This window comes from Saccharopolyspora thermophila, assembly GCF_014646075.1.
GTDB classification, from domain to species: Bacteria; Actinomycetota; Actinomycetes; order Mycobacteriales; family Pseudonocardiaceae; genus Saccharopolyspora; species Saccharopolyspora thermophila.
On the sequence record NZ_BMMT01000018.1, the window covers coordinates 64,931 to 91,695 of the forward strand.

The 26,765-nt window shown below is 71.9% G+C and carries 25 protein-coding genes, 2 tRNA genes and 1 other RNA gene; 9 read left to right on the plus strand and 19 right to left on the minus strand.

Annotation, left to right across the window (positions count from 1 at the left end):
• The first annotated feature begins 40 nt into the window (after positions 1-40).
• Positions 41-646 (plus strand): hypothetical protein, encoded by a 606-nt coding sequence (locus tag IEY17_RS21305; RefSeq protein ID WP_188990501.1) that lies wholly within the window; start codon positions 41-43, stop codon positions 644-646.
• Positions 643-3,069, plus strand: a complete 2,427-nt coding sequence (locus IEY17_RS21310; RefSeq protein WP_188990503.1) for an ATP-binding protein — start codon at positions 643-645, stop codon at positions 3,067-3,069. The genes IEY17_RS21305 and IEY17_RS21310 overlap by 4 nt, the downstream gene beginning before the upstream one ends.
• Here the strand turns inward: IEY17_RS21310 and IEY17_RS21315 are convergent.
• Together IEY17_RS21315 and IEY17_RS21320 are read right to left on the minus strand one after the other, a co-directional pair.
• Complete coding sequence (locus IEY17_RS21315) at positions 3,056-4,288, minus strand: hypothetical protein (RefSeq protein WP_188990505.1); 1,233 nt, start codon at positions 4,286-4,288, stop codon at positions 3,056-3,058. The two genes, IEY17_RS21310 and IEY17_RS21315, sit on opposite strands and share 14 nt — an antisense overlap.
• Positions 4,289-4,387: 99 nt before the next feature.
• Positions 4,388-5,284, minus strand: a complete 897-nt coding sequence (locus tag IEY17_RS21320; RefSeq protein WP_188990507.1) for a LysR family transcriptional regulator — start codon at positions 5,282-5,284, stop codon at positions 4,388-4,390.
• A gap of 95 nt (positions 5,285-5,379) precedes the next feature.
• Between IEY17_RS21320 and IEY17_RS21325 the strand changes: the two genes are divergently transcribed.
• On the plus strand, positions 5,380-6,327 hold the full coding sequence (locus tag IEY17_RS21325; RefSeq protein WP_188990509.1) for an EamA family transporter: 948 nt from the start codon (positions 5,380-5,382) through the stop codon (positions 6,325-6,327).
• Here the strand turns inward: IEY17_RS21325 and IEY17_RS21330 are convergent.
• Entirely contained in the window at positions 6,324-6,497 is a 174-nt protein-coding gene (locus IEY17_RS21330) for a hypothetical protein (RefSeq protein WP_188990511.1), read from the minus strand. The two genes, IEY17_RS21325 and IEY17_RS21330, sit on opposite strands and share 4 nt — an antisense overlap.
• Here IEY17_RS21330 and IEY17_RS21335 point away from each other — a divergent pair.
• Complete coding sequence (locus tag IEY17_RS21335; protein WP_188990513.1) at positions 6,471-6,821, plus strand: hypothetical protein; 351 nt, start codon at positions 6,471-6,473, stop codon at positions 6,819-6,821. The two genes, IEY17_RS21330 and IEY17_RS21335, sit on opposite strands and share 27 nt — an antisense overlap.
• Positions 6,822-6,971: 150 nt before the next feature.
• Here the strand turns inward: IEY17_RS21335 and IEY17_RS21340 are convergent, their stop codons facing one another.
• The 8 genes from IEY17_RS21340 to IEY17_RS21375 all read right to left on the minus strand — a co-directional run bounded on the left by IEY17_RS21340 (position 6,972) and on the right by IEY17_RS21375 (position 14,445).
• Positions 6,972-7,154: a hypothetical protein gene (locus IEY17_RS21340; RefSeq protein ID WP_188990515.1), complete on the minus strand. Its 183-nt coding sequence runs from the start codon at positions 7,152-7,154 to the stop codon at positions 6,972-6,974.
• A 129-nt stretch (positions 7,155-7,283) separates the two neighbouring features.
• Positions 7,284-8,384 carry an ABC transporter ATP-binding protein gene (locus tag IEY17_RS21345; RefSeq protein ID WP_188990517.1) on the minus strand — a complete coding sequence of 367 codons (1,101 nt, stop codon included), beginning with the start codon at positions 8,382-8,384 and terminating at the stop codon, positions 7,284-7,286.
• A complete protein-coding gene (locus IEY17_RS21350; protein ID WP_188990519.1) occupies positions 8,381-9,379 on the minus strand; it encodes an ABC transporter ATP-binding protein in 999 nt (332 codons plus the stop codon). Before IEY17_RS21350 ends, IEY17_RS21345 begins: the two co-directional genes overlap by 4 nt.
• Before the next feature lie 85 nt (positions 9,380-9,464).
• Positions 9,465-10,397, minus strand: coding sequence for an ABC transporter permease (locus tag IEY17_RS21355; protein WP_188990521.1), 933 nt, complete (start codon positions 10,395-10,397; stop codon positions 9,465-9,467).
• Positions 10,398-10,401: 4 nt separating this feature from the next.
• On the minus strand, positions 10,402-11,412 hold the full coding sequence (locus IEY17_RS21360) for an ABC transporter permease (protein ID WP_188990523.1): 1,011 nt from the start codon (positions 11,410-11,412) through the stop codon (positions 10,402-10,404).
• Between the two features lie 83 nt (positions 11,413-11,495).
• Entirely contained in the window at positions 11,496-13,190 is a 1,695-nt protein-coding gene (locus tag IEY17_RS21365) for an ABC transporter substrate-binding protein (RefSeq protein WP_188990542.1), read from the minus strand.
• Positions 13,191-13,454: 264 nt separating this feature from the next.
• A complete protein-coding gene (gene recR, locus IEY17_RS21370) occupies positions 13,455-14,051 on the minus strand; it encodes a recombination mediator RecR (RefSeq protein ID WP_188990544.1) in 597 nt (198 codons plus the stop codon).
• A 55-nt stretch (positions 14,052-14,106) separates the two neighbouring features.
• Positions 14,107-14,445, minus strand: a complete 339-nt coding sequence (locus tag IEY17_RS21375) for a YbaB/EbfC family nucleoid-associated protein (RefSeq protein WP_188990644.1) — start codon at positions 14,443-14,445, stop codon at positions 14,107-14,109.
• A 99-nt stretch (positions 14,446-14,544) separates the two neighbouring features.
• Between IEY17_RS21375 and IEY17_RS21380 the strand changes: the two genes are divergently transcribed.
• Positions 14,545-16,368, plus strand: a complete 1,824-nt coding sequence (locus IEY17_RS21380; protein ID WP_188990546.1) for an alpha/beta hydrolase family protein — start codon at positions 14,545-14,547, stop codon at positions 16,366-16,368.
• 33 nt (positions 16,369-16,401) lie between these two features.
• Here the strand turns inward: IEY17_RS21380 and IEY17_RS21385 are convergent, their stop codons facing one another.
• Positions 16,402-18,465, minus strand: a complete 2,064-nt coding sequence (locus IEY17_RS21385) for a DNA polymerase III subunit gamma and tau (protein ID WP_188990548.1) — start codon at positions 18,463-18,465, stop codon at positions 16,402-16,404.
• Positions 18,466-18,529: 64 nt separating this feature from the next.
• Positions 18,530-18,624: signal recognition particle sRNA small type (gene ffs, locus IEY17_RS21390), an RNA gene on the minus strand.
• A gap of 247 nt (positions 18,625-18,871) precedes the next feature.
• Here ffs and IEY17_RS21395 point away from each other — a divergent pair.
• Positions 18,872-18,957, plus strand: a tRNA-Ser gene (locus tag IEY17_RS21395).
• A gap of 161 nt (positions 18,958-19,118) precedes the next feature.
• Positions 19,119-20,486, plus strand: coding sequence for an FAD-binding oxidoreductase (locus tag IEY17_RS21400; RefSeq protein WP_188990550.1), 1,368 nt, complete (start codon positions 19,119-19,121; stop codon positions 20,484-20,486).
• Between the two features lie 23 nt (positions 20,487-20,509).
• On the opposite strand, the gene IEY17_RS21405 is transcribed toward IEY17_RS21400, so the two are convergent.
• The 6 genes from IEY17_RS21405 to IEY17_RS21430 form a co-directional block, all read right to left on the minus strand.
• Entirely contained in the window at positions 20,510-22,306 is a 1,797-nt protein-coding gene (locus tag IEY17_RS21405) for an endonuclease/exonuclease/phosphatase family protein (RefSeq protein ID WP_188990552.1), read from the minus strand.
• Positions 22,307-22,458: 152 nt separating this feature from the next.
• A tRNA-Ser gene (locus IEY17_RS21410) sits at positions 22,459-22,544 on the minus strand.
• 44 nt (positions 22,545-22,588) lie between these two features.
• The gene (locus IEY17_RS21415) at positions 22,589-23,149 is read right to left on the minus strand and encodes an RNA polymerase sigma factor (RefSeq protein WP_188990554.1); all 561 of its coding nucleotides are present in this window, start codon (positions 23,147-23,149) and stop codon (positions 22,589-22,591) included.
• A 116-nt stretch (positions 23,150-23,265) separates the two neighbouring features.
• Complete coding sequence (locus tag IEY17_RS21420; RefSeq protein ID WP_188990556.1) at positions 23,266-23,478, minus strand: CsbD family protein; 213 nt, start codon at positions 23,476-23,478, stop codon at positions 23,266-23,268.
• A gap of 68 nt (positions 23,479-23,546) precedes the next feature.
• Positions 23,547-24,023 carry a nucleoside deaminase gene (locus IEY17_RS21425; protein WP_229680391.1) on the minus strand — a complete coding sequence of 159 codons (477 nt, stop codon included), beginning with the start codon at positions 24,021-24,023 and terminating at the stop codon, positions 23,547-23,549.
• Positions 24,020-24,508, minus strand: coding sequence for a tRNA adenosine deaminase-associated protein (locus IEY17_RS21430; protein ID WP_188990558.1), 489 nt, complete (start codon positions 24,506-24,508; stop codon positions 24,020-24,022). Before IEY17_RS21430 ends, IEY17_RS21425 begins: the two co-directional genes overlap by 4 nt.
• 201 nt (positions 24,509-24,709) lie before the next feature.
• Here IEY17_RS21430 and IEY17_RS21435 point away from each other — a divergent pair, with 201 nt between their 5' ends.
• Together IEY17_RS21435 and IEY17_RS21440 are read left to right on the plus strand one after the other, a co-directional pair.
• Positions 24,710-25,678: a prephenate dehydrogenase gene (locus tag IEY17_RS21435; RefSeq protein WP_188990560.1), complete on the plus strand. Its 969-nt coding sequence runs from the start codon at positions 24,710-24,712 to the stop codon at positions 25,676-25,678.
• A gap of 383 nt (positions 25,679-26,061) precedes the next feature.
• Positions 26,062-26,754 (plus strand): TetR/AcrR family transcriptional regulator, encoded by a 693-nt coding sequence (locus IEY17_RS21440; RefSeq protein ID WP_188990562.1) that lies wholly within the window; start codon positions 26,062-26,064, stop codon positions 26,752-26,754.
• Positions 26,755-26,765: the final 11 nt, after the last annotated feature.

The following is a 26,765-nucleotide window of genomic DNA, read 5'->3' on the forward strand; positions in this document are numbered from 1 at the left end:
CCGTGATCGTGTTCATCCCGCATCAACAGGGAGGTGGCAATTGCGACCAGGCTGGTACGCCGACTCGTCCGGCACACCGCGGTGGTGGAGCCGGGAGACGGGCTGGACCCAGGACGTGCTGTCCCCGTCCGGGGTGCCCACCATCGACCCGGGACCATCCCCGGTCACGCCACCGATCGGCCCGCCCGAGGTGAACAGCAGCACCCCGTTGAGCTCGGCGGGTCGGGGCAGCCTGCAGCGCGAGGAACCGGTCGACCCGTTCCCGCGCGTGCTGGTCGGCAGCGGCGGACTCGCGTCGTTCGTGTTCCTCTTCGCCGCGGCAGCGCTGATCTCGCGGAACCTGGGGCACATCATGGCGGTGGCGGCGCTGGCCGTGCTGGTGACCGGGGTGGTCTGCGCGAGGCGGCTGCGTGATCCGGGCGTCGATGTCGGCCGCCACGCGACGATCCTGCTGGTGTGCGGCGCGGCCCTGCTCATGCCGATGGTGGGCCTGATCGGCATCGGGTTCGCCCTGGCCGCGCGCTCGGCGACCGACCGGGAGCTGGCACGCCGGCGGCTGCGGCACGGCTGGGCCGGAATGGGCATCGCGGGCGGGGTGATCGTCCTGATCATGCTGGTGCTCTCGCTCCTGGACGGCACGCCGTGAGCCCGCGCGGTGTCGGCCGCCGCGCCGCGCCCGTGCCGGACCCGCAGTCACCGCTGGGCCGGTTCGCGCTCGACCTGCAACGCCTGCGGCAGGAAGCCGGGAACCCCAGCTACGAGACGCTGTCCTACGAGACCGCCCGGCTGGGGCACAGCTTCTCGGACACGTCGTTACGCAACGCCGCCGCCGGCAAGCAGGTGCCCACGTGGGACGTCACCGAGATGTTCGTCCGCGCGTGCGTCGCCTTCGCCCACGCCAACCCCGAACACGCCGCGGACTCGGCGCGCGGCTGGACGGCCAAGGAGCTCGCCGCGCAGTGGGCGCAGCGCTGGCGGAAGCTGCGGCACGCGCCCGATCCGGTCGAGCGCCGCGCCGAACCCGCCACCCCCGAGGGCAACCTGCCCGCCGAACTGACCACGTTCATCGGCCGTGAACGGGAACTCGCCGAAGCCGAACGGCTGCTGGGCCGGTCGCGGCTGGTCACGCTGGTCGGGATTGGTGGTGTCGGCAAGACCCGGCTGTCGCTGCGGGTCGCCGCTCGGGCGGGCCGGGCATGCCCGGACGGGACGTGGCTGGTCGAGCTGGCCGGGCTGAGGCAGCCCGGGATGCTGGCCCGCACGGTCGCCGCCGCGCTCGGCGTGCGCGAGTCGAACCCGTCGGCGCTGGCGGACTTCCTGTCGGGCAAGCGGCTCGTGCTGGTGCTCGACAACTGCGAGCACCTGCTGGACGAATGCGCGGCGCTGGCCCGAAGTCTGCTGGCCGCGGCACCACAGCTGCTGATCGTGGCCACCAGCCGCCAGCCGCTCGGCATCACCGGCGAGCACACCATGCTGGTGCGTCCGCTGCCGCTGCCGGACGGTGATGATCTGTCCGATGCCGTGGCGCTGTTCGTCGACCGCGCGTCCGCCGTCGTCCCGGGCTTCGCGCTGACCCCCGAGAACCGCGGAGTCGTCGCGGAGCTGTGCCGCCGGTTGGACGGCATCCCGCTGGCCATCGAACTGGCCGCGCGCTGGTTGCGGGTGCTGCGGCCGCAGGACCTGCTGGAGCGGCTGGGCGACTGCTTCCGGCTGCTGCGCAACGGGGATCGCGGCGGCGACCAGCGGCACCGCACGCTGCGGGCGCTGTTCGACTGGAGCTGGGACCTGTGCTCGCCCACCGAGCAGGCGGTGTGGGCGCGGCTGAGCGTCTTCGAAGGCGGTGTCGCGCTGGACGCCGCCGAGGCCGTCGCCGCTGACGAGGAGACGACCGCAGAGGACGTGTTCGACGCGGTGGCCGGGCTGGTCGACAAATCCATTTTGACCACAGTGGACACTTCCGGTCAGGTTCGCTACGCGCTGTTGGAGACGCTGCGCCAGTACGGGCGGGAGCGGCTCGCCGAATCCGGCGACGAGCCGCAGGTCCGCGCGCGGCACCGCGCCTGGTGCGCGCGCCTGGTGCGCAGCGCCGAAGCGGAGTGGGGTGGCGCCGCCCAGGTGATGTGGTTCGAGCGGCTGCGCCACGAGCACGCCGACCTCCGGGGCGCGCTGGATTCCTGGCTGCGCACCGGGGACACCGAGGCGGTGCTGTGCGCGACCAGCTCGCTGGCCTTCTACTGGATCGCCTGCGGCCTGCTGCGCGAGGGCCGCGACTGGCTCGACCGGGCGCGACGGCAACACTCCGAACCCGGGCTTGCACTGGCCCGGGGGCTGTGGGCGAGCGCGTACCTGGCCGCGGTGCAGGGCGACTTCGCCGCGTCGCTGGAGCAGCTCAGCGCTGCCGAAGGCATCGCCCGGCGGTTCCGCGACAGCCGCCTGCTCACCGACGCGGCCATGGTCCGCGGCCTGGCCGCCGTGTACCGGGGGGAACGCGACGAGGCCGCGGCGTTCTCCGAAGCGGCGCTGGCCGGGTACCGCGACTGGGGCGACCCGTTCCGCGTCCAGCTCGGCCTGGGGCAGCTCGGCATGGTGCACGCGGCGGGCGGCGACAGCGATCGGGCGATCGAGCTCTACGAGCAGGCGCTGGAGATCGGGAAGGCTCACGGCGAGTCCTGGCTGCGGTCGTCGGTGCTGTGGGTGCTGGGCATCGAACACCTGCACCGCGGCGACAGCGCAGCCGCGACCGCGCTGCTGCGCGAAACATTGCTGCTCAAGCGCGGGTTCAACGACCGGCTCGGCATCGCCGCGGTCGCCGACGCACTGGCCTGGGTGGCCTCGGCCGAAGACCGCGCCGCGGACGCGGCCCGCCTGTTCGGCTTCGCCCACGCCACGTGGCGGCACGTCGGCGAGCGGCTGTTGGGCTTTCCCGACCTGGTGGCGCGCCACGAGCACCACACCGACCGAGTCCGCGACTCCCTCGGCGAAGACTGTTTCGCGAAGGAGTTCGACGAAGGCGCCCGGCTGTCGGTCCCGGACGGCGTGGCGCTGGCGGCCGGCCTCACTCGACCTTGAACACCCAGTGCTCACCGGGACCGCGGGTGGCCCACGCGTAGCCGCCCGCGCTGGCGACCGGGAGCGCGGTCAGGCCCTCTGCGAGGGGCCGCTTCTGCTCGGTGGACACGGCGACCGGCAGTTTCTCGTCGACCAGCCCGTACATGGTGCTGCCGGTCACCGCGGTCACCCGGAACGCCCGGTCGCCGTCGGCGTTCTCCCACAGCAGCCGCCCGCCGCGCACGTCCACCACGGTGGCGCCCTGGTCGGAATGCACCGCGCCGATGCCGCTGACCGGGTCGTAGGTCAACTCCTGGTGGAAGCCGGACCACCGGTGCCCGCGCTCGACCGGGAACCACCAGGCGATGGCACCGCTGGCGGGATCGTGAGCGGCGAGCGCGAAGGAGTCGACGCCGAGCTGCCAGTGGATCAGCACCCGGCCGTCGGCGAAGCCGACCACGTCCGGCGCCTCGGCCGGGCCCTCCTCGCCGGGCGGTGCGACGTCGCGGCCCCGCCACAGCTCGGTGGTCGGCGACAGCCGGTAGGCGACCAGTTCACCGTCATCGCCGTACTGCGCCAGCAGCACGTCACCGTACACGCCGACGACGCGCTGCCGCCCGGCGATGGTCGGCTCCCCCGCTGTCCACACCGGACGTCCCTGCAGGTCGTGGACGGTTTCGGTGTCGACGCCGCCCACCTGCTCGGAGCGCAGGACCCAACCGTTCCGGAAGTGCCCCGGGGACCCGTCGGTCGCGACCTCCCGCCACACCAGCCGTGCTGCCGCGTCGTACACCTCGGTGACGTGCTGCTCCTGGGCCGCGGTCATGGTCGTTTCCGGTGTCGTCGTCGAATAGGTCAGCACCACGACCGGCCGGCCACCGACCTCCGCCGGCTCCAGCGCGGACTGGGCGTCGTCGGAGGGAACGGGGACGCTGGCGCGCTCCCGGCCGGTGGCGGGGTCGAGGAAGAGCAGCACCTCCTGCTGCCCGCGGTCGCCGAGGAAGGCGAACACGTCACCGACACCGACGACCTTGCGGAACGGTCCCGCCCCGAAGTCGTCCTCACCCCGCGTGGCCACCGTCCCCTGCCACGCCGGTTGGGCGGCCAACCCCGGCAGGGGCGCTCCCGGGAAAGCCGGGCGCGCGGCCTCGGCTGGCGCCGGGGCGGGCGAACCACCACACCCCGCCACGCCCACCAGGGCGGCGAACGCCGCTGCCACCCACCGCATCCGTCCTGCCATGCCTGAACCAACTCCCGTGATCGAACCGAACGCCGACCACGGTGGCGACCCGAACCGGACCAGGACCAGCGAACTTCGGAACTTCTGATCAACCACTGATCATTCGACGATCCGGCTCGCTTCGGCGATCAGCTCGTCGAGCACGAGCTGGACGGCCGGGCGTTCGGTGGCTCCGCGCCGGGAGACGACCTCGATGTTGCGACCGGCGCGGACACCGCCCAGCGGGCGGAGCGCCACCGAGCGGCGATTCGCCGAGTACCGGGGGAGCAGGGCCACGCCATGCCCGTCGGCGACCAGCGCCTCGGTGACCCGGAAGTCGTTGATGCGCTGCACGACCCTCGGCCGCACGCCGGTGCGGACGGCCAGCGAGCGCAGCACGTCGTCCACCGGGAACCCCACGTCGACGCTCAGCCACGGCTCCTCGACCAGCTCGGCCGGTTCGACACGCTCCTGCGCCGCCAGCGGGTGCCCAAGCGGGAGCGCGACGTCCAGCGGTTCGCGCAGCAGCGGGGTGATCGCCATCCGCTCGCCGTCGAACGGCGGTGCCTGGTCGTCCCGGTGCGTGACCACCAGGTCGAAATCCGCGGTCAGGCCTGGGACCTGCACCGGCGTCATGTCGACGTCGCGGCACTCCAGCCGCACCTCGGGGTGCGCGCCCATTCGTCGCAGCAGGCCAGGGAGCAGCAGGAACGCTCCCGACGGGAAGATCGCCACCCGCACGACCCCGCGCGGCGTGGACCGGTAGCTGTCCAGCTCCGCCTCGGCTCGGTCGATCGCGGCCAGCACCTCGTCGGCCCGCGCGGCCAACGCCCGGCCGGCGTCGGTGAGGCGCAGGCCGCGACCGGCGGGCTCGGTCAGCTGCACCCCGACCTCGGCCTGCAGGGCCCGAAGCTGCTGCGACACGGCGGACGGGGTGTAGGACAGCGCCTTGGCGACGGCGGTGACGGTCCCCCGGTCGGCCAGCTCCCGCAGGAATCGCAACCTGCGAACGTCCATGGCACGATGCTAGCGGTGTCCATGAAGGACTTCTCCATGCTCAGTGCACATAATGTTGCTTGTTCTTCACGATCGTGCCGCCCAGGCTGGAGGACGTGACTCCGCGGGATCGTTCGCTGGCCGTGCTCGTCGCCGTGCTGTGGGGCGCCAACTTCATCGCCCTCGACTTCGGGCTCGGGCACTTCCCCCCGTTCTTCTTCGCGGGGCTGCGGTTCGCCGTGCTGCTGCCGCTGCTGTTCTTCGTGCCGCGGCCGCAGGTCCCGTGGCAGTGGCTGATCGGCTACGGGTTGTTCTTCGGGTCCCTGCAGTTCGCGTTTCTGTTCGTGGCGATGCACATCGGGATGCCGACCGGGCTGGCGTCGCTGGTGCAGCAGGCTTCCGCGCCGTTCACCGTGGCGCTCGGGGCGCTGCTGCTGCGGGAGCGGATCTCCCCGGTGCAGGTCGCCGGCATCCTCACCGCCGTGTTCGGCATGGTGCTGATCGGCTGGCACCGCGCGCAGAGCGCCGCCCTGCTGCCCATGCTGATCACCGTCTGCGGTGCGCTCTCGTGGGCCCTGGGCAACCTGTGCGCGCGCAAGGCCAACCCGCAGAACCCGCTGCACCTGACGCTGTGGATCGCGATCGTCCCGCCCCTGCCGATGTTCGCGCTGTCGGCGGCCTTCGAAGGGCCGACCGCGGGCTGGGACGCGCTGGCAACCGCCTTGGACTCCCCCGCCGGCTGGTACGCGCTCGGCGGTCTCGCCTACACCTCGCTGCTCGCGACGATCGTGGGTTCCGGGCTGTGGACGACGTTGCTGGGCCGCTACCCGGCGAGCCGGGTGGCACCGTTCTCGCTGCTGGTGCCGATCGTCGGGATCACCACCGCGTGGCTCATCCTGGGCGAGCGCCCGCACCCGGTGGAGCTCGCCGCGGGTGCCGTGGTGGTCACCGGAGTCCTCCTGGGCAGCCTGGAGCTTCCCCGGCGAACCGCCCCGCCCGAGGTGCTCGAACCCGGTGACGTGAGTGCCCCGGCCCGGGCGTTCGGGCCGGGGCGCCCGGACTAGGGCGTCAGCGTGCCGGGCCAGAGGTGCTGCTTCGCGGGCACCGCCGAGCCGCGGAACCACTCCTGGAAGTAACCGCTGAGGTCCTGCCCGGAGATGTCCGCCACGAACGCCTCGAACTGCGGCCAGTCGACGTCATCACCGCGGTGCTGCTGCGGCCACTGCTTGAGCACCCGGTCGAACGCGGCGTCACCGATCTGCCGGCGCAGTGCGTGCAGCGCGAGCTTGCCCTTGGTGTAGGTGTTGATGCGTACGCGTTGACCACCGGGGTCCCGTCGGCCAACGTCGAGCGTTCGATCTCGAAGCGGTCGACGGCCACGGAAATGGCGGCCGGGTCGACGTCCGTTTCGCTCCAGCGGACGGTGTTCACGGCGGGCACCGGCTCCTCCCGGCCGATCGACACGACGCTCCAGCCGTCCGGCACGGTCGCCGTCAGGCGGAAGTCAGCCCTGTCGTGGTCGTCCTCGTGGGCGGGGAACCAGGAGCTGGAAGGGTGACGAGCGCCAGTGCCGCCACCGCGCCGATCCTGCTGCGCAACGTGCTTGCTCTCCGAGGGAAGTGGCTCATGGCAGCCACTGTGCTGCGCTGTGGCGTCGGAACCCCGTCTCGGCAATGTCGCAGTTTCGTCGCAACCGCCGCCAGGGCGGTCAGGACCGGTGGGTCCCGATGCGCTCGAAGTCCGGGTTGCAGACGTGGACTCCGTTGCCCGCCGGGCAGTCATAGGTGACCAGGGACTCCCGCGACTCGGCCACCAGGCGCTCGGCCGTCGTGCGCTCCAGGATCGCCCGGTGCTCGCACGCGGAGCACCGCGGCGCGCTGCTGTACCTCACTCGCTCCTCCGTTCCACCGCTGACACGGTGGATCCTATGTGGACGCACAACACCGCGCGGGCGAGATGCGACACACCTCGCTTCCCCGCCCGGACGGCGGCATATTTCCCATAACATCGCACCCGCGGGTCAGGCGGACCGGGGTGCGGTGATGTCGACGTCGCCGAAGTCCGCCGGGTGCACCGCCTCGGCCACCACCTCGTGCGGTTCGATCCGGCCGTCCCGGATGTCCTCCGCGTAGTGGCACGCAACCCGGTGCCCGGGCCTGAGTTCCCGCAGCACCGGGCGTTCGGTGTCGCACCGCACGGGCTGCCGCCACGGACAGCGGGTGTGGAACCGGCAACCGGACGGCGGCGCCGCCGGCGACGGCAGGTCGCCGGAGAGCAGGATCTGCTCCCGCTGGTCCTCCACCACCGGGTCCGGCACCGGCACGGCCGACAGCAGCGCCTTCGAGTACGGGTGCAGCGGCTGCGCGTACAGCTCGTCCGATGTGGACTCCTCCACGAGGCCGCCCAGGTACATCACCCCGACCCGGTCGGCGATGTGCCGCACCACCGCCAGGTCGTGCGCGATCACCAGGTACGTCAGCCGGAACTCCTCCTGCAGGTCCGCCAGCAGGTTGAGCACCTGGGCCTGCACCGAGACGTCCAACGCCGACACCGGCTCGTCGGCCACCACCAGCTCCGGGCCCACCGACAGCGCGCGGGCGATTCCGATCCGCTGCCGCTGCCCGCCGGAGAACTCGTGCGGGTACTTGCGCAGCGCCGTCGACGGCAGGCCGACCGACGACAGCAGTTCCCGCAGCCGCTTGTCGGTGGCCGCGCGGTCGGTGTCCAGCCCGTGCGCGCGCATGCCCTCCACCAGCAGCGACTGCACCGACTGCCGGGGGTCCAGCGACGACAGCGGGTCCTGGAACACCATCTGCATCCGACGGCGCATCCGCCGCAGCGGCTCGCCCTTCATCGCCGACAGATCCACCCCGTCGAACACGACGCGCCCGGAGGTGGGTTTCTCCAGCCGCAGCACGGCACGCCCCAGCGTCGACTTGCCGCAGCCGGACTCACCGACCAGGCCGTAGGTCTCGCCGCGCTCGACGCGCAGCGACACCCCGTCCACGGCGTAGACGTGGCCGACCGTGCGGTCCAGCACCACGCCGCGCCTGATCGGGAAGTGCACGGCCAGGTCCTCGACCTCGACCAGCGGGTCGGCGGTCCCCGCGGTCTCGCTCATGACGCCTCCACGGAAGTCGACATCGTCTCGCGCATCGGGTTGTGGCAGCGCAGCAGACGCGCGCCCACGTCGATGCTCGCGTCCGGGGTCTGCTGTTCGCAGATATTCAGCGCGTTCGGGCAGCGGGGGCAGAACGCACAGCCCGCGTCCCAGGGGATGTTGTCGCTGACCGAACCCCTGATCGGGACCAGCCGCTGCCCGCGTGGCGAGTCCAGCCGCGGGATCGAGGCCAGCAGCCCGGCGGTGTACGGGTGGCGCGGCCGGGCGAACAGCTCGTGCCGCGCCGCGCGCTCCACCACCCGCCCCGCGTACAGCACGTTCACCTCGTCGCAGAGCCCGGCCACCACGCCCAGGTCGTGGGTGATCATGATCAGCGCGGTGTCGGTCTCGGCGACCAGTTCCGCGAGCAGCCGCAGGATCTGCGCCTGGATCGTCACGTCCAGCGCGGTGGTCGGCTCGTCGGCGATGAGCAGCCGCGGCCTGCAGGCCAGCGCCATCGCGATCAGCGCGCGCTGCCGCATGCCGCCGGACAGCTGGTGCGGGTACTCCTTCAACCGCCGCCGCGGGTCCGGGATGCCCACCCGCCGCAGCAGGTCCTCCGCCTCGGGCATCGCCGCCCTGCGCGGCAGGCCGCGGTGCCGCTCGATCACCTCGGAGACCTGCAACCCGATGGGCACCACCGGGTTCAGCGAGGTCAGCGGGTCCTGGAACACCATGCTGAGGTCCCGGCCGCGGCGCTGGTCGAGTTCGCGCTGCGGCAGCCCCAGCAGGTCGGTGCCGTCAAAGACCACCGAGCCGGACACCTCCGCGCCCCGGTTGGGCAACAGGCCCATGATGGCCAGCGACGTCACCGACTTGCCGCAGCCCGACTCACCGACCAGCCCGACCGTGCGCCCCGGCTCGACGTCGAAGGAGATGCCGTCCACGGCGGTCACCGGCGGTTCGCCCTTGCGGGTGAACACCACCGACAGGTCCCGAACTTCCAGCAGTGCCATATCCCCATTCCTTTACGCCCGAAGGGCACTCGAGCGAGGCTCCCGGCCCTGCCACGGCGACCGACTCACGGACCGACCCTCCCGGCTACCGGCGGCGCTTGGGGTCGAGGGCGTCCCGCAGCGACTCGCCGACCAGCGTGAACCCGAGGGCGACCAGGATGATGCAGCTCGCGGGCCAGAACGCCAGCTGCGGGTGCGAGTCGATGATGTTCTGCGCACCACCGAGCATCTGCCCCCACTCCGGCACCGAGTCGTCGGCCGCGCCCAGGCCGAGGAACGACAGGGCCGCCGCGTCGATGATGGCCACCGCCAGCCCCAGGGTGGCCTGCACGATGACCGGGCCGAGGGCGTTGGGCAGCATGTGCCGGAACACGATGGCGCTCTCCTTCACGCCGAGCGCCCGGGCCGCCAGTACGTGGTCGCTGGCGCGTTGCGCGAGCATCGTGCCGCGCAGTAACCGCCCGAAGATCGGCACCTGCACGATCGCTACCGCGAGGATCACGGTGAACTGGGTCTGCTGCGCGAACAACGCGCCGATCGACACCGCCAGCAACAGCGACGGCACCGACAGCATCACGTCGACGACGCGCATCACCAGCGAGTCGACCCAGCCGCCGAAGGCGCCGGCCAGGATGCCCAGCACCAGTCCGCCGCCGAGCCCGATCACCGTGGCCAGCACCGCGACCAGCAGCGTCTGCTGCGAACCGAGCAGCAGCCGGGAGAACAGGTCGCGGCCGTACTGGTCGCCGCCGAGCGGGAACCCCGGCTGCGGCGGCGGGATCGTGTTGGCGGCGCGGGACACCTGCTGCTCCAGCAGCCGTTGCGCCGGGTCGTGCGGGGCCAGCAGCGGCGCGAGCAGCGCCAGCAGCACAAACACCGCGATGATCACCGCTCCGGTGACGAACACCGGGTTGCGTTTGAGTCGCCGCCACGCCGAGGCGGCCAGGCTCACCCCGGCGTCGGACGCCGTTTCCGCCAGCGCGTCGATCCGCTCCGTGCGCTGCGTCTTCAGCACCATGACCTCACCGTGCCCGCAGTCGAGGGTCGATCAACGCGTACGAGAGGTCCACGATCAGATTGACCAGCACGTACACCATGGCGGACGCCAGGATCACCACCTGCAGCACCGGGAAATCCTTGCGCTGGAACCCGATCGCGACCGCCTGGCCGATCCCGGCGATGTTGAACACCCGCTCGGTCAGCACCGCCCCGGCCAGCAGCGCACCGGTCTGCAACCCGATGGTCGTCACCACGGGCAGCATCGCGTTGTGCAGGATGTGCCGTCGCCGGATCACCATGCCCGCCAGGCCCTTGGCCCGCGCGGTGCGCACGTAGTCCTCGTCCATCACGTCCAGCACCGCGGCCCGGGTGATCCGGAAGATCACCGCAAACGGGATGGTGGACAGCGCCACCGCGGGCAGGATCAGGTGTACCAGGGCGTTCCACGCGGCGTCGAACTCGCGGGTCAGCAGCCCGTCGAGGATGTAGAAGCCGGTCACCCGCGTGGCGTCCAGCCCGGTGTCCTGGCGGCCGGAGGCGGGCAGCATTCCCAGCTCGATGGCGAACACGTACTTCAGCAGGAACGCCAGGAAGAACACCGGGACGGCGACACCGATCAGCGACCAGGTGATGCTCAGGTTGTCCAGCCAGCTGCCGCGGCGGCGGGCCGCCAGGTAGCCCAGCGGGATGCCGACCGCGACGGCGATCAACAGCGCCAGGATCGACAGTTCCAGCGTGGCCGGAAAGCGGGTCAGGAACACCTCCAGCGCGGGCGCGCCGCGCTGCACCCCGGTCGAGGTGCCGAAGTCACCGGTGACGGCCCGTTCCAGGAACCTCCAGTACTGCACGGGGATCGGCTGGTCAAGGCCGAGGTCGGCCTCCAGCCTGGCCCGCGCCTCCGGTGTGGCGCGGTCCCCCAGCAGCGCCGACACCGGCCCGCCGGGCAGCAGCCGCAGCCAGGCGAACAGCAGCATCGACAGCACAACGACGACCAGCGCCAGCTGCGCGAGCCGTCGGATCGTGTAGCGGAGCACGCAACCCCCGTTTTGATCAGTCGGTCAGCGAACGGCCGGTCCGCGCTCCAGTCGGCGTCGACACCGGCTGGAGCGCGGGTGGGTCACTGCTCGGAGATGCTGACCGTCTGGAACTCCTCGGCGGTCAACGGCGAGGGCTGCAGGCCGTGCACGCGCGGGCTGGTCACGATCGCCGGCGGCGAGTGCGCCAGCGGCACGGCGGGCAGGTACTCGGCGAGCAGCCTGCGGTTGATCTCCTGGTACATCTGGGTGCGCCTGGCCTCGTCCGGTTCGCTGTCGGCCGCCCGCAGCTGCGCCGCCAGGTCCTCGCCCCAGGGGGAGGCGGCGGTGTAGAAGCGGTTGGTCGGCGTACCGAAGAAGGTGCCGATGAAGTTGTCCGGCGTGTTGTAGTCACCGGTCCAGCCGAGCAGGAAGATGTCGGCCTTGGCGTTGTCCACATCGTCGATGTAGCCGCCGTTCCACGGCTTGCTGATCGGGTTGACGGTGATCCCGACCTCGCGCAGGTCCTCGGCGATGGCGTTGTAGATGCCCTTCGGGTCCGGCATGTAGGGGCGGGACACCTCGGTGGGCCAGTAGAAGTTCAGCGTCAGGTTCGGCACTCCCGCCTCGGCGAGCAGCTGCCGGGCCCGGGCCGGGTCGTGCGGGTAGCGCACCACGTCCGGCGCGTAACCGTCCACAGTGTCCGGATAGAACTGGGTGGCCACCACGGCGCCCTCCGGCATGTTCGCCCTGACCAGCGTCTCGCGGTCGATGGCGTAGGCGAGCGCCTGACGCACCTTGAGATCCCGCAGCGCCGGGTTGTTCTTCTGGGTGATACCCAGGTACAGGATGTTGAACGGGGCGCGGATCTGGACGTTGTTGCCCGCGTCGCGCAGCGCCCTGAGGTCGGCGGCGTTCGGGTAGTCGTAGCCGTCGATGCCGCCGGCTTCCAGTTCCTGCTTGCGGACCGTCTCGTCCGGGATGATGCGGAAGATCAGCTCCTTGAGCTTGGCCTTCTCGCCCCAGTACTGCTCGTTGCGGACCAGCTTGATGGTGCCGTTGCTCTCGTCGTAGGAGTCGAAGCGGAACGGCCCGGTGCCGGTCGGGTGCGCCCTGGCGTACTCGGGGTAGACGAAGCTGTCGCCCTGGGCCTGCACGTTGTTGGCCTGGTACCGGTCCATCGCCGTCGGCGACTGCATGCTGAACGACGGCAGCCCGAGGATGTCGGGGAATTTCGAGGTGGCCCGGGTCAGGTGCAGCACCGCGGTGGTCGGATCGGGGGCCTCGCAGGACTGGTACAGCGACGGTGTTGCGCCGTCGGCGAAGCCGCCGAAGTTCTCGATCCAGTAGTAGGACAGCGCGTTGTTCTGCCCGGCGCCGGTCTGGGTGAACATGCGGGTGAAGTTCCGGCAGACCGCGTCGGCGTTGAAGTCGGTGCCGTCGTGGAACTTCACGCCCTGGCGCAGCCTGAAGGTCCAGGTCCTGCCGTCCGGGCTGTGCTCCCAGCTCTCGGCGAGCTCCGGCTCGACGTCGGCGGTGCCCGGCTTGAACCCGACCAGCCCCTCCATGATCTGGCGGGTGACCCGGAAGGTCTCGCCGTCGGAGGCGTAGAAGGGGTCGAACAGGTCGGGTGCACCGGCCGCGCCGAAGGTGAGTGTGCCACCTTCACCGCCGCCTGCCTCACGCTGCGACTGCGCGCACGCGGCGAGCGAGGTCGCCGCGACGAGTGCGACCCCCGCCGCCGCGACACGACGCCACGCGCTCGGAGCGCGACGCTGCGCCGATGGAGCTCTTCTCATGGAAGCACCTCGGTGTGTCTCAGATCTCAGAGTGTCGTGAGACTAACTCGCATTTGGGCGAGGTTGGGGTAGCCGAGGTTACGATCCCGCTACTTAGGGCTACCTAAGAAATCCGGTCTTTCCGGCAATCCACCCAGTTCAATAGCCTGTTCGGCGGATCGCGCTCACCTGCACAAGCGCGGAACACCCATCGAATGTGGACAGGGGCGGGAGCATCGGCCGCGGGTGGCTCCGACACCCGCGGCCGTCACGGACCGTGCACACTCACATCGCGCGGCGCCCGGCCAGCGCGCGGCCCAACGTCAACTCGTCGGCGAACTCCAGATCGCCGCCCATCGGCAGGCCGGACGCCAGCCGGGTCACCGTCAGGCCCGGGAAGTCGCGCAACATCCGCACCAGATACGTGGCGGTGGCCTCGCCCTCGGTGTTCGGGTCCGTCGCGATGATCACCTCGGTGATCTCGTCGCGGCCGATGCGCGCCAGCAGCTCGCGCACCCGCAGCTGGTCGGGCCCGATCCCGGACAGCGGGTCCAGCGCCCCACCGAGCACGTGGTAGCGGCCCCGGAACTCGCGCGTCCGCTCGACGGCGAGCACGTCCTTGGGTTCCTCCACGACGCACACCATCGTCTTGTCGCGGCGCTCGTCGCGGCAGATGCGGCAGGTCGTCTGCTCCGAGACGTTGCCGCAGATGTCGCAGAACACCACGCCTTCCTTGACCTTCTGCAGGACCTCCTGCAGGCGGGTCACGTCCGCGGGCTCGGCCGCGAGCAGGTGGAAGGCGATGCGCTGCGCGCTCTTCGGACCGATGCCCGGCAGCCTGCCGAGCTCGTCGATCAAATCCTGAACGGGACCTTCGTACACTTCTCGCTCATTCCACAGGGTCCCGGTGGGACTGTCGCCCCACCGGAAACAGCGGTCACATGCCCGGCAGGCCCAGACCGCCACCGCCGAGAGCACCGGCCAGCGGCCCCATCTTCTCGGCCTGCAGCTGCTGTGCCGCGCGGTTCGCGTCCCGCACCGCGGCCACCACCAGGTCGGCCAGCGTCTCGGTGTCCTCCGGGTCGGCCGCCTTCGGGTCGATCGACAACGACTTCAGCTCGCCGGCGCCGCTGACGGTCGCGGTGACCAGTCCGCCACCGGCGCTCCCGGTGACCTCGGCGGCGGCGAGCTCCTGCTGCGCAGTCATCAGCTGCTGCTGCATCTTCTGCGCCTGTTCCATGATCTGCTGCATGTTCGGCTGGCCACCAGGTTGCACCGTCATCCTCCATCCAGCTGGCGCATGTACCCCACCAGCCTAGTCGGCCGGAGGAGCAAGGCTCTGGGCGCGGGCCGCGCGGCGTGCCAAGGTGATCGCATGGCGCTGGACATCGTGCGGTTGCTGGAGCTGACCACCTGGCGGGCCTTCGACGTGACCGACGACGGCCGGGTGCTGGCCGGTTCGGACGAGTCCGGGTCGACGCAGCTCGTCGAGATCGCCGACGGGACGTGCACCCCGCTGACGGCGCTGCCGGGCGCGGTGACCGGCCGCTACCTGCCCGGGGAGCGGGCGGTGGTGGTGCAGCACGACACCGACGGCAACGAGCGCGGCCAGCTGTCGCTGCTGCGGTGGGACGAGCCGGGGACGCTGCCCGCGCGGCTGGACGACCTGGTGCCGCTGGTCCGCGACCCCGAGTACGTACACCGACTGCTGGACGTCCTGCCCGGCCGCATCGTCTACGCCACCAACCGGCGCAACGGCGTCGACTTCGACGTGGTGATCCGCAGCGTGCACACCGGCGAGGAGGAGGTCGTCTACGACCGGGGCGGGATGGTGCTGGCGGTGTCCACGTCACCGGACAGCCAGTACGTGGCCGTCACCGTGCCCGCCGAGAAGTCGATGTCCGACCAGGTCCTCGTGGTCAACAGGATGCCGGCCACCGAGGCCGAGCAGGTACGCGAGTTGACCGACCGCGCCACACCGGCCCGGCACATCGCCCCGGCCTGGCTGCCCGACGCCGCGGGGCTGGTGGTCACCACCGACTTCGAGCGGGACCGGGCGGGCGTGGCACTCCTCGACCCGCGCACCGGGCAACGGCGCTGGCTGGTGACCTCCGACGCACACGACCTCATCGGCTGGCTCTCCCCCGACGGATCGACGCTGCTGGTGCACGCCGACGACGACGGGGTCAGCCGGTTGGCGCTGCACGACGCCGCCACCGGCGACCTGCGGCGCGTGATCACCCTGCCCGCCGACGGCTGGTGCGCGAACCCCCTGCCCACACCGGTGTGGTCGCCGAACTCGCGCCATGTGGTGCTGTCCCTGAGCGCCCCCGACGCGCCCGGGGACGCCGTGCTGGTCGACGTCGCGACCGGTGCCGCCCGGTCGCTGACCGGGTCCGCGGCGCAGCTCGACGGGCACCGACCGGTCCGGCCGAGTTCGCACCGGGTGCCCACCCGGGACGGCGAGAAGGTGCCGTGCTTCGTCTACGCGCCGACCGACCCGGACCCGCGGCTGGCGGGCTCGGCGGTGCTCGTGATCCACGGCGGCCCGGAGAGCCAGTCGGTGCGGGCGTTCAGCCCGGTCGTGCAGGCCCTCGTCGGCCAGGGGCACACCGTGTTGGTGCCGAACGTGCGCGGCTCCACCGGGCACGGCAAGCGCTGGTACTCCGCCGACGACGGCCGCAACCGGCTGGAAGCCGTCGCGGACCTCGGTGACCTGCACGAATGGCTGCCCACGATCGGCCTGGACCCGGGGCGGGCCGCGCTGTGGGGCGGCTCCTACGGCGGCTACATGGTGCTGGCCGGGCTGGCGTTCCAGCCGGAGCGCTGGGCGGCCGGGGTGGACATCGTGGGGATCTCGTCGCTGGTGACGTTTCTGGAGAACACGGCCCCGTACCGGCGGGCGCACCGCGAGCGCGAGTACGGGTCGCTGGCCGCCGACGCGGACTTCCTGCGGGAGGCGTCCCCGCTGACCAGGGCTGACTCGATCGCGGCACCGCTGTTCGTACTGCACGGCGCGAACGACCCGCGGGTCCCGCTGTCGGAAGCGGAGCAGATCGCGGCCGCGGTGCGGGCGAAGGGCCTGGAGTGCGAACTGCTGGTGTACGGCGACGAGGGCCACGGTCTGGCCAAGCGCGTGAACCGCCTCGACGCCTACCCGAAGGCGCTGAACTTCCTGGCCCGCCACCTCACTACGTGATCCCGGGTTGGTGATGCGCGCGGAGCAGCCGCGTCAGTTGTCGATACGGCGGGCGCCGAGTTCGCGTTCGAGCAGTTCCACCGCGGCTGCTTCCGAATCGGGACCGGTCGGTGCGTCGTCGTCCATCGGGGACGACTCGGCGAGCATCGCCTCCGGGTCCTCCTCGTCGTCCGCGACCGGCGGTTCCGGCGGCCGCACCGGCGCCGGGGGCTTCGGCGGCTCCGGGGGCGGCGGCACGTCGTCCGGCGGCGGGGGTTCCTCGTACGGCGGTTCCGGCGGCGGCGGGATGTCGTCGGGTTCCGGCGGTCGCGGCACCGAATTTCGCGTCCCCGGCTGCGGGTGCGACGCCTGCTGGCCGGTAACGGGCTGCCCGGCCGGAGCGGAGTTCTGGCGCTGCGGGGTCTCCCGCCGCTGCGGCGGCTGCTTGGGCGCGGCGCGGCGAGTCGGTGCGGGCGGGGCCGCACCGGCCTCCACGCACTGGATCTCCCACTCGCCGCCCATCACCTCGCGCAGCGCATCGCGCACGAAGTCCAACCGCCGCTGCTGCGCCAACTGCTTGACGAGCCCGGAGGTCGGCATCGACAGCACGAGCGTGTTGTCGCCGTTGAGGTCCTGGACCTGGGCGTTGAGCAGCAGCGCCTGCGTCGGCCGGTTGCGCTGCGCGACCGCCTGCAGCACCTTCGTCCACACCTGGCGCACCGTGGCCGCGTCGGTCCCGCCCTGGGCGGGTTCCGGTGCCTTCGGCGGCGCGACCGGCTCCGCCGGAGCCGGGGGCGTCGCGGCACGGGGCGGCTCGGAGCGCGGTGGTTCCGCCGCCTCCTGCGCCGCGCGTTCGTGGGGGCGCTGGAAGACACGCCTGGGGCGCGCTTCGGCATCCGGCGCGACGTCGGCCGCGGCCGGCGCGATGGTCGCGGCGGGCGCCCCTTCGCCCGGCGCGATGGTCATCCGCCGCTCGAGGCGCTCCAGGCGTTGCAGCAGCGCGGTTTCGGAGTCCGAAACGGTGGGCAGCAGCATGCGGGCGCACAGCAGTTCGAGCAGCAGTCGCGGCGCGGTCGCCCCCCGCATCTCGGACAGTCCGTTGTGGACGATCTCGGCGAACCGGGACAGGGTCGCGGGACCGAGCTGCTCGGCCTGCTGCTGCATCCGGGCCAGCTCGTCCCCGGCGGCCTGGACCAGACCGCGCTCCGCGGCGTCCGGAACCGAGTTGAGCAGCATCAAATCGCGCAGCCGGTCGAGCAGGTCGGTGCCGAACCGGCGCGGGTCGTGCCCGGCCTCGACGACCCGGTCGACGGTGCCGTACACGGCGGCGGCGTCCCCGGCGGCGAGCGCGTCCACCATGTCGTCGATCAGGGCGACATCGGTGACACCGAGCAGCGCCACCGCGCGCTCGTAGGTGACGCCCTCGGAACTCGCCCCGGCCAGCAGCTGGTCAAGCACGCTCAGGGTGTCGCGCGCGGACCCCCCACCGGCGCGGATGACCAGCGGGAACACCGCGGGTTCGACCCGCACGCCCTCCTCGCGGCAGATGCGTTCGACGAGTTCGCGCATCACGCCGGGCGGCATCAGCCGGAACGGGTAGTGGTGCGTGCGGGACCGGATGGTGGTGAGCACCTTGTCCGGCTCGGTGGTGGCGAAAACGAAGATCAGGTGTTCCGGCGGTTCCTCGACGATCTTCAGCAGGGCGTTGAAGCCCTGCGTGGTGACCATGTGGGCCTCGTCGATGATGAAGATCCGGTATCGCGACTGGGCAGGCGCGAAGAACGCCCGGTCGCGCAGCTCGCGGGTGTCGTCCACACCGCCGTGGCTGGCCGCGTCGAGCTCGACGACGTCGACGCTGCCGCCGCCCTCGGGAGCGAGCGCGACGCAGGAGTCGCACTCCCCACACGGGTCGGCGGTGGGTCCCTGCGCGCAGTTCAGCGAGCGGGCGAGGATGCGTGCGCTGGACGTCTTGCCGCAGCCGCGCGGCCCGGAGAACAGGTACGCGTGGTTGATCCGACCGGAGGACAGCGCGGTCCGCAGCGGCTCGGTGACGTGTTCCTGCCCGACGACCTCAGCGAAGGTCGCCGGCCGGTACTTGCGGTAGAGGGCGAGCGCCACGGTCAGAACCCTACGCGGTGCGGCTGACACCCCGGACGGCCCCCGGCGGGCCCTCCGGGAGAAAAGATGGGGACCCCGTGCACCCGCCAGAGCCCGCTTACCCTTGCTGCCTTCCGGCCCTGGGGGGGTTCACAGGATGGACGCCGCACGAGGTCCACGACCAGTGTAACCGAAGCGGCCCGACACCTCGCGCACCCCTCAACCACCCGGCCCGGCCAGCACCGCACCAGCCTCCCGGCCAGGCACCTTCCGTCTGGAAGGTGCCTGACGCACACCAGTCACGGGCCCTCGAACAGTGTTGTCTCCGAGCGCTGTGCAAGATCGTGACTCCACCGGTCACCGGACCGTCGCCCCAGGTCACGACCCGTATCCGCTGCTCAGGGGGTGCTCTGCTAGGCTTCCGCACGGAGGATTGGCCGAGCGGCCTAAGGCGCACGATTGGAAATCGTGTTGGGTTAACAGCCCTCACGGGTTCGAATCCCGTATCCTCCGCAGGGCAGAGCCCCGGCCGCACGATCGCGACCGGGGCTCTTCGCGTTCCGTCTCGGTTGTCGACAACCCGGCCCCGCAGTCGGCCTCGGGTCCTCCGCCCCTGGTCACCCGCGTTCCCAGCGGCCGACCGTGGTGGTCTGGACGGCTTTCCGGGGGCGGCCATGAGCATCACGATCGAGAAGCTGCGGGAACAGGTTCGCGGCGACGTCATCAGCGCTCACGACGAGCGCTACGACGAGGTCCGGCGGGTGCACAACGCGATGATCGACCGGCACCCGCGTGCCGTCGTGCGGTGCGTCAACGCCGGGGACGTCATGGCCGGCGTCGACTACGCCCGGGAGAACGGGCTCGACCTCGCCATGCGCGGCGGCGGGCACAGCGTTCCCGGGTTCGGGACCTGCGACGACGGAGTGGTCGTCGACCTGTCGCCGATGCGTGGCGTGCGCGTGGACCCGGCGGCGCGGACCGCGCGGGCCGAGGGCGGCGCGACCTGGGGAGACTTCAACGCGGCCACGCACGCCTTCGGGCTGGCCACCACCGGCGGGATCATCTCCACCACCGGCATCGCCGGGCTGACGCTCGGCGGCGGCATCGGCTACCTGGCGCGCGGGCACGGGTTGTCCTGCGACAACCTGATATCCGCCGACGTCGTCACGGCCTCGGGCGAGTTCGTCGTGGCCGACGAGCAGCAGCACGACGACCTGTTCTGGGCGCTGCGCGGCGGCGGCGGCAACTTCGGCGTGGTCACCTCGTTCGAATACCGGCTCGGCCCGGTGGGCGACATCTACGGCGGGCCGATCTTCTTCGACGTCGACCAGGCCGCGACCGTGCTGCGGTCGTTCCGCGAGATCATCGCCGACGCTCCGGAGGAGCTCGGGGCCTTCCCGGCGTTCCAGATCGCGCCGCCGCTGCCGTTCATCCCGGAGAACCGGCACGGCGACACCCTGGTGGCCGTCGTGACGTGCTGGTCCGGGCCAATCGAGGCGGGCCCGGCCACCGTCGCACCGCTGCGTGACATCGCGCCGGTCGTCGCCGAACACGTCGGGCCGATGCCCTACCCGCTGCTCAACAGCGCCTTCGACGCGCTCGTGCCGCCCGGGCTCCAGCACTACTGGAAGGCCAACTTCGTGCGGGAGCTGACCGACGAGATGATCGACGCGCACGTCCGGTACGGGCCGAAGGTGCCCGTGGTCAACTCCACGATCCACATCTACCCCATCGACGGCGCCTGCCACCGGGTCGCGCCCGACGCGACGGCCTTCGCCTACCGCGACGCCAACTTCGCCGCCGTCATCGCCGGGATGTGGCCGGACCCCGCCGACAACGAGGCGAACATCGCCTGGGTGCGCGACTACTACGCCGCCACCAGCCCGCACGCGGAGGAAGGCGGATACGTCAACTTCATGGCCGGCGACGACCAGGACCGGATCAGGGCCAACTACCGGCAGAACTACGACCGCCTGGTCGAGGTGAAGCGGCGCTATGACCCGGACAACCTGTTCCACCTCAACCAGAACATCCGGCCCTGACCCCACGCCCGTCGATCCGAACGTCAAGGCCGCCAGAAGCGGATGCGGGTGATCTGCGGGTCGTGATCACTGGCCTGGTCGGCGAACTCCGCGTTGGTGTGCACCAGGTCGTAGTCGGCGTCGACCGCGCGGCTGACCAGGATGTGGTCCAGCTGCTGGGAGTTGCCCTCGTGGACGTAGCTGTAGCGCTCCACCGGCGGCAGTTCCGCAGCCAGCGGCACCAGCGCCGCCCCGTCGGTCAACGGCGCCAACGCCGGGGAGAAGCCGTAGTCGTTCAGGTCGCCGAGCACAACCACCCGGGCCGCCGGGTCGATGGCCAGCACCTCGTCGACGAACCCGCGGACCAGGCGGGCCTGCTGTGCGCGCTGCTCCGCCGAGACCCGCGCGGGCGGCTGGAACCGGCCGTGCAGCGGCTGATCGTCACCCTTGGACGTGAAGTGGTTGGCCACCACGATCACCGGTGCGCCGCGGAACAGGAACTCGCCGACCAGCGGTTTGCGGCTGTCCCGCCACGCCGGGTCGGTCGGGGCGATGCGGCCGGGCGACGCGCTCAACGCCACCCGCTCGCCGTGGGCCACCGGGTGCACCGGCGTGGTCGCATCCCCGCCCGGACGGTCCACGAAGGACACCCGTGCCGGGTTGAACAGGAACGCGACCCGGATGTTGCCGCCCGGTTGGCCGCCGTCGGCGTTGTTGCGCGGGTCGATCTGCCGCCACAGGTAGCGCGGGCCGCCCGCCGCCGCGATGGCGTCAGTGAGCTGCCGCAGCGTCTGGTCCGCGGCCACCACGCCGTCGTCGGTGGGGCCGGTGTTGTCCTGGACCTCCTCCAGCGCCACGACGTCCGGTGCCGCGAGCCGGTCCACGATGCCCTCGGCGAGCCGGTCGACCCTGGCCTGGTCGGCCCCGGCGGCGAGGTTCTCCACGTTGTAGGTGGCGATCGCCAGCTCGTCGCGGCCCTGCGGCCGCGTGGTCTCGGGGCGCAGGCCGCCCGGCACGTGCCCGCCCAGCCGCGTCGCCGCCAGCACGTACCCGCCGAAGCGGCTGTAGTCCAGCGGCCCTTGCGTGGCGCCGAGCAGCTGGTCGCCGACGTTGGCGGCGGGGAACGCGTCACCCCCGAGGGACTCGACCCTGAGGCGACCGGAGTTCGGGTCGGTGTAGCCGGTGTAGGTGGTGCCGCCGCGCTCGTTGGCGTTCTGGTCCGGTTTGGACGTGACCCACAGCGCCCGGTGGGCGTCGGTCGGACCGACCACGCGCGCGTTGTCGACGCGCACCACCATGCCCTCGCGCGACTCGTAGAAGTCCAGTGCGTAGCGCTCCGGCTCCAGCGGCCGCTTGTCGATGTTGCCCTCCTGCGGCGCGTACTCGACCGGCACCGAGTCCGGCCCCAGCACCTCCACCGGCGCACTGCCGCGGCCGGTGATCCGCCAGCTCGCCCCGGTCAGCTCGGTGACCGACTGGTTCGGGGTGGTCTCCGGCGTCTCGCCCTCCGCCGTCGGGTAGTGCTCCGCGACGACCCCGGTGACGGTGACCGCGTCGCCCACCGCGACAGCCGGGGTCTGCTCACCGGTGAACACGAAGAGGCCCTCGCTGGTCCGTGGGTCCGCGTCCGCTTCGGGGTCCTGGAACCAGAACCCGCGGGTCGAGCCGTACCCGCGCACCCCGGTCACCACGCCGACAACGTCGGCGACCCGCCGCCCGACCAGTGGCGACACCCGCGCGGTGCCCTGGATGTCGCGAATCCGGACCGTCTCCCGCGCGGTCGCGGCCGGGGCGATCGACAGCAGCACCGCGGTGGCGGCGAGCAGTGACGTGACGCGCACTTCGGCTTCCCCTCGCCAGGCGACATGATCACGCCAAGCTACCCGACCTCGCCGACCACCGACACACGATCAAGCGACATGACCGGAAGTGGCCGGGGAACCCGCGGCATGACGAAGGGCCGGTCCCGTTCGGGAACCGGCCCTTCGTCGAGCGGTAGCGGTGGGATTCGAACCCACGGTGGCTGTTAACCACACGCGCTTTCGAGGCGCGCTCCTTCGGCCGCTCGGACACGCTACCGCCAGCAAGGGTACCGGCCGCCTCCGTCGGCCCTGCGAAGGGGGTCATCGCCAGGCCCGCATCTGGTCCGCGAGGGTCGCGCGGGCCCGCGAGAGGCGCCCGCGCACCGCCTGCTCCCCAGCGCCCACGCGGCGGCCGATCTCGACGTAGGACAGGCCGTCGACCTCGGCGAGCAGCCAGACGTCGCGCTGCCGGGTGGGCAGGCCGGCCAGCGCCCGCCGCAGCGCCAGCATGCCCGCCCCGGCCTCGACGGCCCGCTGCGGATCGACCACCAGCACCGCGGCCCCCACCGCGGTGCGGTTCTCGGGCACGGTCTCGACCGGATCGGTGCGGCGGGTGCGCCTGCGCCGCAGCACGATCAGGCAGTTGCGCCGTGCGACCTGGAACAACCAGGTGCGCAGCGCCGCCGGTGCGACCAACTCGCCGGCCCGCCGCCACACCGTGACGAACACGTCCTGGACGACGTCCTCGGCCTCGGCGCGATCGCCGAGCATCCGCAGCGCCATACCGAGCACGGCGTCGGAGTAGCGGCGCACCAGCCGCTCGAAGGCGTCGGCATCGCCCGCCGCGATGCACGCGGCCAGATCCGCATCGGTCGGCTCCACGTCACCCCCCGCAACGCAATGAGTCCGCCCCGCTGATGCGAGACGGACCCATCGTCACAGTCCGGGGTGGTCATCGGGGAGCGGACAAGCTCCCCGACCCGGTGAAACGCACGGGATCATTCATCCCGGCGGAAGCGCTCCCGGGTGTCCTCGACCGCGCCGGCAGCTCGGTCCTTGACGTCCTGGCCGGCCTCCTTGGCCTTGCCCTCGAGCTCGTCGCGCTTGCCCGCGTTCTCCAGGTCCTCGTCGCCGGTCGCCCGGCCCACCGCCTCCTTGGCCTTCCCGGCGAGCTGTTCCGCCCGCTGCTTGGCCTTGTCGAACACACCCATCGTCTCGCTCCGTCCCTCGGAATTGCCTGCACTCCGTGGGGTACCCGCTGCGGCCGATCGCACCCGTGTCACGAGCGGTGGTGGGTGAAGAACTCCTCCAGCACGGCCGCGCACTCGTCGGCCAGCACGCCACCGACCACCTCGGGCCGGTGGTTGAGGCGGCGGTCCCGCACCACATCCCACAGCGAGCCCACCGCACCGGTTCGCGGCTCCCACACCCCGAAGACCACCCTGGCCACCCTGGCCAGCACCAACGCGCCCGCGCACATGGTGCACGGCTCCACGGTGACCGCGAGCGTGCAGCCCTCCAGCCGCCAGCCGTCGCCGTGCACGGCCGCCGCCGCGCGCAGCGCGAGGATCTCGGCATGCGCCGTCGGGTCCCGCAGCGCCTCCCGCTGGTTGTGCGCTCGCGCCAGTACCCGTCCCACCGGGTCGACCACCACCGCGCCGATGGGCACGTCGCCGGTGGCGGGCGCCTCGGCGGCGACCTCGAGCGCGGCCCGCACCAGGTCGGCGTCCCCGGCGCGGCCTTTCGAGCCGATCACTGGTCCAGATTCTCCAACAGCTTCGCGAAGTCGTCACCGAAGCCGCAGCGCTGCGCGATCATCTCCAGCTGCTCGTCGGGGTAGAGGTCGACCTCTTCGATGATCACCAGCAGTTCGCCCTCCGGCAGGCCCAGGTCGGCCAGGATCGCCAGGTTGCCCTCCGGCCAGACCTCCTCGTCGTCCTCGTCCGGGGGGTCGACGCGCAGCAGGTCGAGGACGTCCGCCGCGATGTCGTAGTCCAGCGCCGCCGCCGCGTCCGACAGCAGCAGGTCCACTCCACCGGGCACCGGCCTGATCAGCACGAAGAACTCGTCGTCCACATTGCACATGCCGAACACCGCGCCGGTGGAGCGCAGCTCGCGCAGCGCCGTGATGCAGGCGTCGAGGCCGGTCAGCACCGATTTGTCCATCATGCTGCACCGCCACCGCCCGTCCTCCCGCACGACGGCGACGGCGAAGCCCGCGACCGGCTCCTGCACCGTCATGAGGACACCGTAAAGCGTACTTACGCCACCCGAAAGCACTATTGCGCCGTCGTAACCTTCCGAGCATCATTTGCCGCTCAACCGGGTAGGGAGGTGCGCGGCTCGTCCGCTTCGTGGTGGGCGCGAGTCGCCGGGCACGCAGCGTGGCGTACCGCGCATGGGGCTGCGCGGTCACCGGGCGAGGTCGGGCAGGATGGGCCAATGCGTGCCGTGTGCGTGATCGGACTGGGACTCATCGGCGGCTCCGTGCTGCGGGCCGCCGCCTCCGCCGGGCGCCCCGCCTGGGGCAGCACCGCATCGGAGGTGGACGCCACCGCCGCGCGGGCGGACGGCTTCGAGGTGCTGTCGACCGAGCAGGCCCTGCGGCGGGCCGCCGCCGAGGATGCGCTGGTGGTCGTCGCGACGCCGTTGACCGCGGTGCGCGCAGTGCTGCGGGAGGTCGCCGAGCACGCCCCGGAGGCGTGGCTGACCGATGTGGTGAGTGTGAAGGGGCCGGTCGCGGCCGAGGTGCGCCGGACGCTGCCCAGCGCCCGCTACGCCGGGGGGCACCCGATGGCCGGGTTGTCCGCTTCCGGGTGGTCGGCCGGATTCGCCGAGCTGTTCGCCGGTGCGGCGTGGGCGGTGACCGTCGAGGAGGACACCAAGGTCGCGGCGTGGCGCGAGGCCGCGCACCTGGCCCTGGACTGCGGGGCCCAGGTGGTGCCGACCTCGGCCGCCGCGCACGACTCCGCGGTCGCCCGCATCTCGCACCTGCCGCACGTGTTCGCCGCGGTGCTCGCCGCGGTCGGGTCGGACGGGGGCCCGCTGGCCCTGTCGCTGGCCGCCGGGTCGTTCCGGGACGGCACCCGGGTGGCCGGCAGCGACCCCGACCTGGTGCGCGCGATGACCGAGGGCAACCGGGACGCGCTGCTGGACGCCGTCGACGACGCCCTCGGCCGGCTCGGCGCGGCGCGCGGCTCGCTCGCCTCCACCGGCAGCCTCAAGTCCACAGTGGATGCGGGTTGTGCGGCGCGGGCCGATCTGGAGGAGCTGGCCGACAGCCCCCGGACGAGCAGCACGGTGCCGCTGGACGCCGCCGGGCTGGCGCGGCTGCGCGAACTCGGCGAGCAGGGCGGGCGCGTGGTGGCGCTGTCCGCGGACGCCGCGAGCGTCGAGAGCCCCGAGCTGTGAAAGAGGGGCCGCCCTGTGCGTCAGGCGGCCCCTCCATGATCCGCTCCGACCACTGCCGGGCGGGACGGCCCTCACCTGGTCCCGCTCGCCAGCCTGGGCCAGGCGGCGATGTCGTCGGACGGTGCGTCCCGCCCACTCCTGTCGTGCGCTCGGGCTGACCTGCCGCACAGCCCTCCAACGCGCGGATCGACGCTAAGCCCACGCGGCCGGGTGCGCCTGCCGTTGTCGCCCGGCGGAGGGGCGTGGCAGGGCTGTTTGCCACTTCCGGGCGACCCGTTGCCCCGCGACCGGATTCCGCGCTACCGTCATGCCTGACCGGTTGACCAGATTTCGTTTTTGGTCATCCAGTCACCCGAGTGGCCGAACGACCTCCGGAGGCGCCCATGCCGCAGCCCGACGACCGTGCCGACCGCATCCTCGACGCGGTCGGCGAGCTCATGGTGCGGTTGGGCTACCGGAAGGTGACCATCGAGGACATAGCCAGGCAGGCGGGCATCGGCAAGGGCACCGTCTACCTGCACTGGCGCACCAAGGAGCGGCTGTTCGAGTCGCTCGTCCTGCGCGAGTCGACGAACGTCATCGACGAACTCGTCAGCGGGTTGCGCCGCGACCCCGAGGAGGTCCGACCGCACCGGTTCCTGCGGTCGTCCTTCCTGGCCGTGCAGCGCCGACCGCTGATGCGGGCGCTGGTCACCGGCGACACCGAACTGCTGGGCAACCTCAAGCGCAGCTCCGCCCAGCTGCAGGGGCAGGAGTACACGGAGCGGTACTACGAGCTGATCACCAAGTACGGCCTGGTGCGCGACGACGTGCCCCACCTGGCCTTCTCGATGAACGCGGCGGTCACCGGGTTCTACCTGGTGGACAACATCAATCCATACCTGGGGGGACTCGACGACGACGCCAGGGCCGACGCCCTGGCGCAGACCGTCCGGCGCGCCTTCGAACCCGCCGACGGCCCGGACCGCGCGACGCTGACCGCCGCCGCGGCCGAGATCAGCGCGCTGTTCGACGACATCAACGCGACCTACCGGAAGTGGATCTACACCACCGATCCGAAACCCGAGCGCACCTGACCGGCGGCGCT

Bases quoted from the DNA above. Each gene is read 5' to 3' on its own strand.
- IEY17_RS21350 (WP_188990519.1), bottom strand. From the start codon at position 9,379: ATGGCACTGCTGGAAGTTCGGGACCTGTCGGTGGTGTTCACCCGCAAG.
- IEY17_RS21430 (WP_188990558.1), bottom strand. From the start codon at position 24,508: ATGACGGTGCAGGAGCCGGTCGCGGGCTTCGCCGTCGCCGTCGTGCGG.
- IEY17_RS21420 (WP_188990556.1), bottom strand. From the start codon at position 23,478: ATGGGTGTGTTCGACAAGGCCAAGCAGCGGGCGGAACAGCTCGCCGGG.
- IEY17_RS21315 (WP_188990505.1), bottom strand. From the start codon at position 4,288: ATGGCAGGACGGATGCGGTGGGTGGCAGCGGCGTTCGCCGCCCTGGTG.
- IEY17_RS21345 (WP_188990517.1), bottom strand. From the start codon at position 8,384: ATGAGCGAGACCGCGGGGACCGCCGACCCGCTGGTCGAGGTCGAGGAC.
- IEY17_RS21380 (WP_188990546.1), top strand. From the start codon at position 14,545: ATGGCGCTGGACATCGTGCGGTTGCTGGAGCTGACCACCTGGCGGGCC.
- IEY17_RS21435 (WP_188990560.1), top strand. From the start codon at position 24,710: ATGCGTGCCGTGTGCGTGATCGGACTGGGACTCATCGGCGGCTCCGTG.
- IEY17_RS21365 (WP_188990542.1), bottom strand. From the start codon at position 13,190: ATGAGAAGAGCTCCATCGGCGCAGCGTCGCGCTCCGAGCGCGTGGCGT.
- IEY17_RS21400 (WP_188990550.1), top strand. From the start codon at position 19,119: ATGAGCATCACGATCGAGAAGCTGCGGGAACAGGTTCGCGGCGACGTC.
- IEY17_RS21320 (WP_188990507.1), bottom strand. From the start codon at position 5,284: ATGGACGTTCGCAGGTTGCGATTCCTGCGGGAGCTGGCCGACCGGGGG.
- IEY17_RS21440 (WP_188990562.1), top strand. From the start codon at position 26,062: ATGCCGCAGCCCGACGACCGTGCCGACCGCATCCTCGACGCGGTCGGC.
- IEY17_RS21355 (WP_188990521.1), bottom strand. From the start codon at position 10,397: ATGGTGCTGAAGACGCAGCGCACGGAGCGGATCGACGCGCTGGCGGAA.